Here is an 11,282-nt window from a genome sequence, read left to right on the forward strand (position 1 = left end):
AGGGGGACCGGGTTGTCCCTTGAGAAGAGGAGTGCGGACATGTCTCTCTCGCGGTGACGGGGCGGGGAGTTGGAGGGCGCCGACCGCGCGCCGCGATGGGGGAGCTACGCGCGGCCGACGCCGGTCCATGGGGTGCCCGGCGTATGCGGCGGGTCGTTCTCGTGAGATTCGGCTTCGTTCTTCGCCTGCGCGTGCCGGCGCCGGGCGAGCGCCAGGAACCGCGACACCGCGTCAGGGTCGGCGAGGGCACCAGGGCGGTCCATCGGGACGCACCAGTACGAGCGCTCGCCTTCCGGATCGGTGGCCTCGGGCCGTGGCACACCGAGGTAGGAGCCCATCCCAAGGAACTCCGCCCCCAAGCCGTGGCGCGATCTGGTCGCCCACTCCACACGCCGCCCGGTGCCCGCCGGCACGAGGACGTAGTACCACTGGGCGTGCCGGTCAACGAACACAGGTCCGCCGGGCAACGCCTCCGCGAGGAAGGCGTCGATCTCCCGAGGGTTGTCCGTTCCGGCAGCCGCGCGCACCAGGCCGGTCGAGATGCGAACCGCACCGAGGAGACCACCGCACCGAAGAAGCGCCAGCCCTTTCCCGGCCCACTGCTCTGGGGCTTTCCCTGGCTCGAAGGCGGCAGCCAGGAGGAAGGATCGGACCGCGGCATCACGGTCCTCCCAGGCGTGTACGAGCATCCCGGACGCGGCAGGGACGAGAACGAGCTCACCCCTCGGATTCGAATCTTCATTCGACATGACGGCGGTGCCCCCAGCGGCTATCTCGCGTTCAGTGATACGTCGAGTACAACGGGGAATAGGCTGCGGTGTGTAGTGCCAACGCACGCCGATGCGTATAACGCGTATAACGCCCTGCTGGGAAGGGTGCCCTGACAGTGAATCAATCTCGTGCGCGCAACGACGCGCTCAAAGAAGTACTGACCGAAGCGCGCTTGACGTATGAACAGCTTGCCGTCGACGTGCGCGCGGTCGCAGCAGAAGCTGGCGATGTCCTCAAGACGAATAAGAGCGCGGTTGGGAGCTGGGTGAGGGGCGGAGATCCGGAGCCTCGAACGGCCGCGTACATTGCTGAGGCGATCTCTCGCCGGCTCGGCCGCCACGTGGCTCCGACCGACCTCGGCTTCAGCGTCGAGACATCGGAAGGGGCCCCAGGCGCCGAGCTGGGATTGGGCCTGGGACCCGATCCAATGGACACTCTACGGCGCATTGGGGAGGCGGACATCTACCGCCGCAAATTTCTGACGAATGCCGCGTATAGCGTGGCCGCCGCGGCGCTGCCGCTCGGCGTCGAGCAAGCGATCGAGTACGAGCAGCGCGCCGCTATGGTGCAGCGCTCGAAGCGCGCCGGCCGTGCCGAACTGGAAGCCGTCAGAGACATGGTTGACATGTTTGTCCGCGTCGACGAGCGGCACGGAGGGCAGCACGGCCGGAGCGCCGTCGTGCAGTACCTACGATCCGACGTTGCTGAGCTCGTCGCCTCCTCCTTCGCCACCGAGGCTGAGAAGCACGAAGCGCTGATGCTCGCCGCCTGCGTGGCCTACCTGTGCGGATGGAAGTCATACGACGCAAGCGAACACGGCCTTGCGCAGCGTTACTACCTGCAAGCACTCGCGCTTACCCGCAGCGCCGGCGACTCGCTACAGGAAGCGTGGATACTGCGAATCATGGCGCACAACGGTATGGATATCCGGCGCCCCCAGCACACTCTCAACCTTGCGGAAGCCGCACTCGATCGCGTTCGCGGCCGGGTTGATCCGGCGACCGAAGCACTCTTCGCCGTCACCCGCGCCCGAGCACTCGCCACCGTGCGCCGAGGACCCGAGGCCGCGATCCAGATCCGCCAGGCGCAGGACCTCATCATGCGCGGCAGCGAGGCTGAGTTGCCCTACTGGGCCGCGCTCTGGGGCTCGGCGCGCGCGACTGTCGGCAGTCACACCGGCAAGACATTCCGCGCGCTCGGCGACCACGCCAACGCAGAGAAGCACTACGCCGCATCGGCGCGGCTACGGCCGAAGAACGGCAACGAGCGAATCACTGCACTTACCCTCGCCTCTCAGGGCGAGCAGCAGGCCGCACAGGGACATCTCGAAGCAGCATGCGATACGTGGGGCAAAGCACTCGACATGTTCGGTGGCGTCCGCTCGGCGCGCGCCTCAAGCGAGGTCAAAAGCATGCGCCGACAGCTCGCCGTCTTCGAACGCCGCGGCGTCAAGGCAGCGGCCGAGCTTGACGAGCGGGCCCGCTCCTGGCAATTCGCTTACGCCTGAGTTGACCGCGAGCGGCGCAGCCGCGCGGACCGAGTGAACAACCGCTGCTGATGAGGCCGACGGGACGATCGGCGGCTACTTGATCGGGTTCTCGTCGACCCAGTTGGACAGGTCATGGGCGGAGCCGAGGACATCGGGCCGGTTCGTGCCGACGGCCGTTGCTCCCTTGTCCTCGCCCACTGTGAGTAGACCAGCGGAATCCGAGGGGACACGCCCGTGCACGGATCTCCGGTGAGCTGACTGCGGGCTTGCGCGACGGCGCCCGGTGAGAGGACCGGCGTTCGGGGGGCCGGGGGCTCCTCGAACGCCGATGTGAACCTCAGCTCGCCGCAGGAGGCTTGTGCCCGCCGACAGGCACTTTGGACAGAGGGTCGTCCTGGAAGTCCGCCTCGGGCCGGTCGTACACGGTGTCTGCGGTGCGCGACTCCGGAGCCCACCGGCCGCGGCGGTTGCGCTCCACCAGGGAAACGCCGGCGGCCTTCAGGTCTGTGTTCGGACCGGCGCGCAGGTAGTGGGCCGTGACCTTCTTCCCTGCGATGTAGGGGATGCCGGCTCGGTCCGCGAGCAGCTGCACACGATCGTTGAGCGCGCCCGGCTTCAGGTGCTCGCCGCGCTTCGTGGCCAGGTCCCGGGGGGCCAGGTTGCCCTTGGGGGTGAGGGCCACGAAGACCGGCCGGTACTGGCCGTCCGCACCGATCTTCTTACGGACGTCCATCCAGGCCCGAGCACGGCGGACGAGCTGTGTATCAGGCCGGTCGGCAAGGAACTCGGTCGCTCCCTGCGAGTCCTTGTCCTTCTTGGACGTGGCCGTGGTGACCAGCAGCCCCGCGTTCATGATCCGGATGTGGGTCTCAAGAAGGTCGGTTAGCTCACTGCGGCGGTGCAGGTTGTGGTACGCGAAGGCGTCGCGGATACCGATGTGTGTGGTCTCGTCGCACTGGTCCAGGCACTTGAGCAGGTAGGGGATGGTGAGCGCAGCCGAGCGGCGTACCTCCCCGCCGGCCGCTTTCCACTCCTTGCGCCACACGCGGATCTTGCCGCGGACCCGGTCCGGGTTCGGCCGCCGCTCCTCGGGCTGCCAGTTGTAGATTCGGCTCATGTACTGCCTGACGGTGTCCGGGGTGAACTCCCCCTTCTTGCCTCGTCGGATGAGGTGGAGCCCGTAGGCGGTGTAGGTCTTGGTGGTGCACGGCCAGGGCGTTCGCCCCTCCTTCGCGCACCACGTCACGAAGGCCGCTACGGTCCGCTTGCGGTTGTACAAAGTGTTGTCCGCGAGGTCGGGCTTACTCAGCTCCTCCATGTCCTCGTCAGAGAGCCGAAAGTCGGCGTCAGTCCATTCGGGAAACTCGTCCTCGCGCTGCCGTGTCCGGCGAAGTAGAAGATCACGGTGTCGCCCGCGTCGTCGGCCGCCTCACGAAGGGCCTCCTCGACGACGTGGGGGTTCTCCTCGTCGAGCAGGACACGGCAGCGCTCGGGCGGCAGCCCCCAGGGGCCTTCGGTGAACGCCGCGCGCAGGGACGTCAGGTCGTTCTCGACGGCCGGAAGGTCGGGCAGGTCCGGGTCGGTGTAACGGGCCGTACCGACGAGGACCACACGGGAGTCGTACGGGTCCGAAAGCCGGGGCGGCACCGTCGAGTTCACGGCCGCCTCTGCGGTTGCTCGTCATCGCCGACGTCGACGACCCCGACCCGGAGTTCCATCCCCCGCACCTCCGCACCGCCCCTCGGGCTCCGCCCGCCATTGTGCAGGAGTGGGCGGCCGAGGGCACCGCTCAAGGACGCCGTCACACTGATGAAGGATCCAGGAACCCGGCGCGCGGATCGGGGCCGACCCCGGCGCAGCGATGTCCCCACCGGAGTCATCCGGTGGGGACATCGTTCGCCGCGGACGGTGGAGACCTCCCGTCCCTGTTCGCCGGAGCCGACGCCGGCCAGGCCCCGGCAACCGAACAGAGGTCGGAATCAGCGCTCTGAAGCCGATGGGTTCCGGGCCGGATGAGGCGACCCACCTGTCCGCTCCATGCGAAGCCAAGAGGCAGGCCGCCTCGCTGAACCGCCCCCGCGAGCTACGCCGCGTGTTCCACGAACCGCTCCGCCGTCTCCGACAGGAGCTCGCGGCCGTCACGGGCCCACAGGTCGTCGTTGAACAACTCGACCTCGATGGGGCCGGTGTAGCCGGCGGCCTCGACGTAGCCCTTCCACTCGCGCATGTCGATCGCGCCGTCGCCGATCTGGCCCCGGCCGTTCAGGACCCCCGCCGGCAACGGGGTGATCCAGTCGGCGAGTTGGAAGGTGTGGATGCGGCTCGAGGCACCCGCGCGGGCGATCTGCGCGGGGGCCGTGTCGTCCCACCAGATGTGGTACGTGTCGACCGTCACGCCCACCTGCTCCGCCGGGAAGCGTTCCGCGATGTCCAGGGCCTGGGCCAGGGTGGACACCACGCAGCGGTCCGACGCGAACATGGGGTGCAGCGGCTCGATGGCCAGACGGACGCCCCGTTCAAAGGCGTACGGGCCCAACTCGGACAGGGCGTCGGCGATCCGTTCCCGCGCTCCGTGCAGGTCCTTCGAGCCCGCCGGGAGGCCGCCGGACACCAGTACCAGCGTGTCCGTGCCGAGCGTCGCCGCCTCGTCGATCGCCCGACGGTTGTCCTCCAGGGCCGCCGACCGTTCCGCCGGGTCGATGGCCGTGAAGAAGCCGCCCCGGCAGAGGGTCGTGACCGTCAGGCCCGCGTCGCGGATCAGCTTGGCCGTGGCGTCCAGGCCGTACGCCGCCACCGGTTCGCGCCACAGGCCTACGCCCGGGATGCCCAACTCGACGCACTGGGCGACCAGTTCGGGCATCGACAGCTGCTTCACCGTCATCTGGTTGATCGAGAAGCGGGAGAGGTCTCCGGCGGTATTCGTCGTGCTCATTGGGCCACTCCGTACAGCGCCAGCAGGTTCTTCATCCGGGTCTCCGCCAGCGCCGGGTCCGGGAACAGGCCCAGACCGTCGGCCAGTTCGTAGGCCTTCGCGAAGTGCGGGAGCGAGCGGGCCGACTGCAGGCCGCCGACCATCGTGAAGTGGGACTGGTGGCCGGCCAGCCAGGCCAGGAACACCACGCCCGTCTTGTAGAAGCGGGTGGGGGTCTGGAAGAGGTGGCGGGAGAGTTCGACGGTCGGGTCCAGCAGCTCCCGGAAGCCCTTCACGTCGCCCGTGTCCAGAACGCGTACCGCCTCCGCCGCAAGGGGCCCCAGCGGGTCGAAGATGCCCAGCAGCGCGTGGCTGAAGCCCTTCTCGTCGCCCGCGATCAGCTCGGGGTAGTTGAAGTCGTCGCCCGTGTAGCAGCGGACGCCCTGCGGGAGGCGGCGGCGGATGTCGATCTCTCGCTGGGCGTCCAGCAGGGAGACCTTGATGCCGTCCACCTTGTCGGGGTGGGCCGCGATGACGTCCAGGAACACATCGGTCGCCGCGTCGAGGTCGGCCGACCCCCAGTAGCCCTCCAGCGCCGGGTCGAACATCGGGCCGAGCCAGTGCAGCACGACCGGTTCGGCGGCCTGCCTCAGGAGATGTCCGTAGACCTCCAGGTAGTCCTCGGGGCCCTTGGCCGCCGCCGCCAGCGCGCGCGACGCCATCAGGATCGCCTGGGCGCCCGACTCCTCGACCACGGCCAGCTGTTCCTCGTAGGCCTTGCGGATCTCCTCCAGGGAGGCCGGGCCCGTGAGCTGGTCGGTGCCCACGCCGCAGGCGATACGGCCGCCGACCGACTTCGCCTCGGCCGCGCTGCGGCGGATCAGTTCCGCCGCGCCCGCCCAGTCGAGGCCCATGCCGCGCTGCGCGGTGTCCATCGCCTCGGCGACGCCCAGGCCGTGGGACCACAGGTGACGGCGGAAGGCGAGGGTCGCGTCCCAGTCGACGGCGGCGGGGGAGTCCGGGGACACATCGGCGTACGGGTCGGCGACGACGTGCGCCGCCGAGAAGACCGTACGGGAGGTGAAGGGGGCGCCGGTCGTCGGCGCCAGCGGTTCGCTGCGAGGGGTGTAGGTCTTCAACACCCCATCGGCGCCGGGGAGTCGGATCGTCACAGCTGGATCTCCGGTACGTCGAGACGGCGGCCCTCGGCCGAGGACTTCAGGCCCAGTTCGGCGAGCTGGACGCCGCGGGCGCCGGCCAGCAGGTCCCAGTGGTAGGGGGCGTCGGCGTAGACGTGCCTGAGGAACAGCTCCCACTGGGCCTTGAAGCCGTTGTCGAAGTCGGCGTTGTCGGGGACTTCCTGCCACTGGTCACGGAAGGAGTAGGTGGCGGGGATGTCGGGGTTCCACACCGGCTTGGGGGTGGCGCTGCGGTGCTGGACACGGCAGTTCCTCAGGCCTGCCACCGCCGAACCCTCCGTGCCGTCGACCTGGAACTCCACCAGCTCGTCGCGGTTGACGCGGACGGCCCAGGAGGAGTTGATCTGGGCGATCGCGCCGCCTTCGAGCTCGAAGATGCCGTACGCGGCGTCGTCGGCCGTGGCGTCGTACGGCTTGTCCTGCTCGTCCCAGCGCTGCGGGATGTGGGTGGCGGTGAGGGCCTGGACGGACTTCACGCGGCCGAACAGCTCGTGCAGGACGTACTCCCAGTGCGGGAACATGTCGACGACGATGCCGCCGCCGTCCTCGGCGCGGTAGTTCCAGGAGGGGCGCTGGGCCTCCTGCCAGTCGCCCTCGAAGACCCAGTAGCCGAACTCGCCGCGGATGGAGAGGATGCGGCCGAAGAAGCCGCCGTCGATCAGGCGCTTCAGCTTGAGCAGACCGGGGAGGAAGAGCTTGTCCTGGACGACGCCGTGCTTGATGCCGGCGGCGTTCGCCAGCCGGGCCAGCTCCAGGGCGCCCTCAAGACCCGTCGCCGTCGGCTTCTCCGTGTAGATGTGCTTGCCCGCCGCGACCGCCTTCTTGATCGCCTCCTCGCGGGCCGAGGTGACCTGGGCGTCGAAGTAGATGTCCACGGAGTCGTCGGCGAGGACCGCGTCCACGTCCATCGCCCAGTGCTCCAGGCCGTGCCGCTCGGCCATCGCCTTCAGCGCGTGCTCACGGCGGCCGACGAGGACCGGCTCCGGCCACAGCACCGTGCCGTCGCCCAGGTCCAGACCACCCTGCTCGCGGATCGCGAGTATCGAGCGGACGAGGTGCTGGCGGTAGCCCATCCGTCCGGTCACGCCGTTCATGGCGATTCTTACCGTCTTGCGTGTCACGATCGGCCCCTTCGTTCGGTTCATCGCTTAACTGCTCGTTCGTTTTGGTTCGTACGCGTCCGGCGCCGCGTACGCCCGGAGACTCGGGAGAGAGGTGAGCGTGACAGCAAGCGCTTTCTATCTGATGAGAAGCTAGCCTCTGAGCAGCGGTCTGGACAAGACCGCCGGGACGTCGAGTTGTTCGAGGGGGCGAACACTGGGCCGTTCGAGGGGGCGAACGGTGATCGCGGTCGTATGGTTCCCCCGGACGGGCAGTGGACGGACCCCGACGACTCGAACGAGACGCGCACCGGAGGACGAGAAACGATGACTGTGACCCTGGCGGACGTGGCGGCCCGTGCGCAGGTGTCCCCCGCGACCGTCTCCCGGGTACTCAACGGCAACTATCCGGTGGCCGCGTCCACGCGCGAGCGCGTGCTCAAGGCCGTGGACGAGCTGGACTACGTCCTCAACGGCCCCGCCAGCGCGCTCGCCGCCGCCACCTCCGATCTCGTCGGCATCCTGGTGAACGACATCGCCGACCCCTTCTTCGGGATCATGGCCGGCGCCATCCAGTCCGAGATCGGCGGGCCGGGCGGGCGTGCGGGTGGGGAACGGCTCGCCGTCGTCTGCAACACCGGCGGCTCCCCGGAGCGCGAGCTGACCTACCTCACGCTGTTGCAGCGCCAGCGCGCCGCCGCCGTCGTCCTCACCGGTGGGGCCGTCGAGGACGCGGCGCATGTCGCCGCCGTCGGCAACAAGCTGCGCAAGCTGACGGAGGCCGGGACACGGGTGGTGCTCTGCGGGCGACCGCCCGCGCCGGAGGCCATCGCGATCACGTTCGACAACCGGGGCGGCGGGCAGCAGCTCACCGAGCATCTGATCGGGCTGGGGCATCGGCGGCTGGGCTACATCGCCGGGCCGGAGGAACGTACGACCACCCGGCATCGGCTGGAGGGACATCGGGCGGCCCTGGCCGCCGCCGGCATCGAGGACGACCCGAGACGGACCGTGTACGGACGGTACGACCGGCTCTCCGGGTACGAGGCCACGCTGGAGTTGCTGCGGCGGGATCCGGGGCTCACGGCGGTCGTCGCCGCGAACGACACGGTCGCGCTGGGCGCGTGTGCGGCGCTGCGGGACTCCGGGCTCCGGATCCCGGACGACGTGTCCGTCGCCGGGTTCGACGATCTGCCGTTCAGCATCGATGCGGTGCCTTCGCTCACGACGGTGCGGTTGCCGTTGTCGGAGGCGGGGGCCCGGGCCGGGCGGATCGCCATGGGCCGGGAGGAGCCGCCGCCTGGGGGGATCGCCACGGTTCGGGGGGAGTTGATGGTCCGGGGGTCGAGTGGGGGGCCTCGGGTGGGGTGAGGCGGGTGGTCGGCGGAGTGCCTTCACTAAGTGCTCAGGTTGACTGATTTCAGGGCTTGCAGGGTTGAGACGGGGAGGATGTGGCCACGGCCCCTTTCACTGTCACGAGGCCCGAACAAGCCGGGTTCCCCGATCGAGAGCAGGCCGACCAGTCCGCCCGTACTGGAGAACGCGGGAGCACCGTCGAGATCGCTTTTGATTTCACCGGACACCCGCAGCCACTCCCCCGTGCGGCCGTTGACCTCCAAGACGCACGAGTAGGGTCCGTCCCACGTGTAGGCGTTCACCAGGAGTTGACTGCCGGGCGTAGGGCGCTGGTCGGCGGTCAGTGGCCGAGCCGGGAAAGGAAGCGGATCGCACAGGCGCAGCGCCACGACGTAGTACTGCTTCTTGCGATGGGTGACGGCGTACCTCTCGATCGACGCAGCCCGCACAATTCGCCCATCGCCCCGCACCACCGCCTTGAAGCTTGACGTTCTCCAACCCCCCAGGGGGAGCAGATGCTCAAACGTGACCACCGTCTCGGCGTCGACGAGAAGGCCGTTACCTCGATGCTTGGTGTCCCCTCTGATCATCTGGACCGTCACGGATTCGACGTATTCCTCGTCCACTTGCCAGCCGCTGGTGAACACGTTGAGATCACCGTGGACGGTCGTGCTCTGACCGAAGACCCCTGACGCCCCGCTGCTTGCCCTGTCCCCGTTTCGAGCATCCGGCACGAACACTTCCGGCAACAGCGCCGTTTCCCCCACCCGTTCAGCCGTCCTCTCCGCGTCCGCCAGTTGCCGCTCCAACTGCTCGCACCGCTCCTCCGCCCGTCGGTGCAGAGCCCGGACACGGGCCAACTCCTCCTGCAGATCGTGGATCTCGGCGCGCAGTCGGGCATGCTCCTCCGCCGACCCGCCTGACGACGTGGCGTCCCCCAGCCCCTCCTCCGCCGACGACACCGACGCCGCCTGAAGCTCCCGGTACCGCATCTGGAGATCCCGGATGCGGTGTTCGCGGTCCTGGACCGCGTCCTCCAGCAGGCGTTCGCGCATGGCGGCCCGCCGCGCCTCCTGGTCGGCCTCGGCCAGTTGGCGTTGGAGCAACTGGACCTTGTGGACGGGGCTGTTGCCGGCCCGCAGCGCGGCATCGTGCAGGGCGCGGAGCATGCCGATCGTCTCCTCGGTCGGTACGTTGCCACGTTCCTCGGCGACGTCGTGGAGGAGGTTCAGCACGAACTCCCATGGGGGCAGGCGACGTCCGCTGAGATAGCGGGAGACGGTGCCGGAGTCGTACGAGCGGCGGGCCGCGTAGCGGCGGGTCGAGATGCCGAGGCCCTGGAAGAGGTCCCGCAACGCCTGGGCCAGGGCGAGCACTTCGGGGGGCAGGTCCTCGTCGACCCGTTTCAGCTCGCTCATCAGGTGCCGCCCCCGTTCCCGTATCCGCTGCCAGTCATCCGGCAGCACCGCTGCGCCTCCCGCAGCACCCCGCGCCCAAGTGACAGTGGACGTACGCCTTCTCGGGCGCCGCCATCCTTCATCCTCCATCCGCCACGAACGGGGACTTCACCATGCCTCAGCGCGCCAAGGGTTTTAAGGGATTCCAGGATCTCGTCGTGTTCCTCGCCGTACTCGACACCGGCACCGTGCTCGTCCTGCGCGGCATCGCCCCCGAGTCGCTGGCCACGATCGCCGTCGCCGTCTCCGGTCTCTACGCCGCCTGGCGCGGCAACGGCGAACCGCCGCGGTCACCGGCACCGTTGTCGCCGCCCCCGTCGCCACCGGCTTCCGGCGACGACGACTCCACCCGCCCTCACGCACCGTGACACTCCAGCGCGCGCCGTGACCGGCTCCCGCTTACGTTGGCCGAGTAACACCCCACCCACCCGAGGAGGAACCATGGCTGCCAAGGGCAAGGGCAACATGGACAAGCTCAAGGGCAAGGCCAAGGAGATGACCGGGAAGGTCACCGGTGACCGCGAGCAGCAGGTCGAGGGAAAGCTCGAACAGACGCGCGGCGAGGCCAAGCAGGCGCAGGACAAGGTCCAGGAGCGCGCCCGGGAGTCGAAACGCTCGGCGAAGCGCGACCGCACCTGAGCGACGACGCCTGAGTGAGGGCATCTGAGTGAGGGCATCCGAGCGACGGCACCCTCGGGTGCCGGCCCGTCGGTGCCGAGCGCTCGTCGAGCCGTAGGGGGCACCGTCAACATGCGTGACATCTCCGACACCATGCCGACCCTTGCCGCGATCGCCCCCTTCGCCTCCGGCCCCGTCCGCATCGAGGACGTCGCCAACACCCGGGTCAAGGAGTGCGACCGCCTGGAGGCCTGCGCGGAGAACCTCCGGCGGCTGGGGGCGGAGGTCGCCACGGGCCCCTACTGGATCGAGATCCGCCCCGGCGCACCGCTGACCTCCACCACGGACATCAAGACGTACAGCGACCACCGCATCGTGATG

At 69.1% G+C, this 11,282-nt stretch carries 11 protein-coding genes and 1 pseudogene; 5 read left to right on the forward strand and 7 right to left on the reverse strand.

The genetic code is table 11. From position 1 onward, the window contains the following. Positions 1 to 104 precede the first annotated feature (104 nt). Positions 105 to 527: a hypothetical protein gene (locus STRIP9103_RS35660; RefSeq protein WP_234022388.1), complete on the reverse strand. Its 423-nt coding sequence runs from the start codon at positions 525 to 527 to the stop codon at positions 105 to 107. 359 nt (positions 528 to 886) lie between these two features. Between STRIP9103_RS35660 and STRIP9103_RS35665 the strand changes: the two genes are divergently transcribed. Beyond that, complete coding sequence (locus STRIP9103_RS35665; RefSeq protein ID WP_009330365.1) at positions 887 to 2,278, forward strand: hypothetical protein; 1,392 nt, start codon at positions 887 to 889, stop codon at positions 2,276 to 2,278. Between the two features lie 319 nt (positions 2,279 to 2,597). Here STRIP9103_RS35665 and STRIP9103_RS35670 read toward each other — a convergent pair whose 3' ends face one another. From STRIP9103_RS35670 to STRIP9103_RS35690, 5 genes are all read right to left on the reverse strand, one after another. Continuing rightward, the gene (locus STRIP9103_RS35670) at positions 2,598 to 3,578 is read right to left on the reverse strand and encodes a site-specific integrase (RefSeq protein ID WP_048821579.1); all 981 of its coding nucleotides are present in this window, start codon (positions 3,576 to 3,578) and stop codon (positions 2,598 to 2,600) included. Further along, entirely contained in the window at positions 3,566 to 3,919 is a 354-nt protein-coding gene (locus tag STRIP9103_RS35675) for a caspase family protein (protein ID WP_009330355.1), read from the reverse strand. Before STRIP9103_RS35675 ends, STRIP9103_RS35670 begins: the two co-directional genes overlap by 13 nt. 424 nt (positions 3,920 to 4,343) lie before the next feature. Continuing rightward, positions 4,344 to 5,192, reverse strand: coding sequence for a sugar phosphate isomerase/epimerase family protein (locus STRIP9103_RS35680; RefSeq protein WP_009330358.1), 849 nt, complete (start codon positions 5,190 to 5,192; stop codon positions 4,344 to 4,346). Beyond that, positions 5,189 to 6,343, reverse strand: coding sequence for a dihydrodipicolinate synthase family protein (locus tag STRIP9103_RS35685; RefSeq protein ID WP_009330361.1), 1,155 nt, complete (start codon positions 6,341 to 6,343; stop codon positions 5,189 to 5,191). Before STRIP9103_RS35685 ends, STRIP9103_RS35680 begins: the two co-directional genes overlap by 4 nt. Further along, positions 6,340 to 7,491, reverse strand: a complete 1,152-nt coding sequence (locus STRIP9103_RS35690; protein WP_009330354.1) for a Gfo/Idh/MocA family protein — start codon at positions 7,489 to 7,491, stop codon at positions 6,340 to 6,342. Before STRIP9103_RS35690 ends, STRIP9103_RS35685 begins: the two co-directional genes overlap by 4 nt. Positions 7,492 to 7,797: 306 nt before the next feature. Between STRIP9103_RS35690 and STRIP9103_RS35695 the strand changes: the two genes are divergently transcribed. After that, positions 7,798 to 8,841 (forward strand): LacI family DNA-binding transcriptional regulator, encoded by a 1,044-nt coding sequence (locus STRIP9103_RS35695; RefSeq protein ID WP_048821581.1) that lies wholly within the window; start codon positions 7,798 to 7,800, stop codon positions 8,839 to 8,841. A 26-nt stretch (positions 8,842 to 8,867) separates the two neighbouring features. On the opposite strand, the gene STRIP9103_RS35700 is transcribed toward STRIP9103_RS35695, so the two are convergent. Then, a complete protein-coding gene (locus STRIP9103_RS35700) occupies positions 8,868 to 10,292 on the reverse strand; it encodes a serine protease family protein (protein WP_009330364.1) in 1,425 nt (474 codons plus the stop codon). A gap of 104 nt (positions 10,293 to 10,396) precedes the next feature. On the opposite strand from STRIP9103_RS35700, the gene STRIP9103_RS35705 reads away from it, so the two are divergent. The 3 genes and pseudogenes from STRIP9103_RS35705 to STRIP9103_RS35715 form a co-directional block, all read left to right on the forward strand. Then, entirely contained in the window at positions 10,397 to 10,651 is a 255-nt protein-coding gene (locus STRIP9103_RS35705; RefSeq protein ID WP_009330357.1) for a hypothetical protein, read from the forward strand. Between the two features lie 73 nt (positions 10,652 to 10,724). After that, positions 10,725 to 10,922, forward strand: a complete 198-nt coding sequence (locus STRIP9103_RS35710; RefSeq protein WP_009330351.1) for a CsbD family protein — start codon at positions 10,725 to 10,727, stop codon at positions 10,920 to 10,922. A gap of 96 nt (positions 10,923 to 11,018) precedes the next feature. After that, positions 11,019 to 11,282 (forward strand): annotated as a pseudogene (locus STRIP9103_RS35715) (3-phosphoshikimate 1-carboxyvinyltransferase); the annotation flags it as partial.

It is taken from the genome of Streptomyces ipomoeae 91-03, assembly GCF_000317595.1.
Classification (GTDB): domain Bacteria; phylum Actinomycetota; class Actinomycetes; order Streptomycetales; family Streptomycetaceae; genus Streptomyces; species Streptomyces ipomoeae.

Coding starts and splice junctions, on each gene's coding strand:
- STRIP9103_RS35670 (WP_048821579.1), bottom strand. CDS start 3,578: ATGGAGGAGCTGAGTAAGCCCGACCTCGCGGACAACACTTTGTACAAC.
- STRIP9103_RS35680 (WP_009330358.1), bottom strand. CDS start 5,192: ATGAGCACGACGAATACCGCCGGAGACCTCTCCCGCTTCTCGATCAAC.
- STRIP9103_RS35695 (WP_048821581.1), top strand. CDS start 7,798: ATGACTGTGACCCTGGCGGACGTGGCGGCCCGTGCGCAGGTGTCCCCC.
- STRIP9103_RS35705 (WP_009330357.1), top strand. CDS start 10,397: ATGCCTCAGCGCGCCAAGGGTTTTAAGGGATTCCAGGATCTCGTCGTG.
- STRIP9103_RS35710 (WP_009330351.1), top strand. CDS start 10,725: ATGGCTGCCAAGGGCAAGGGCAACATGGACAAGCTCAAGGGCAAGGCC.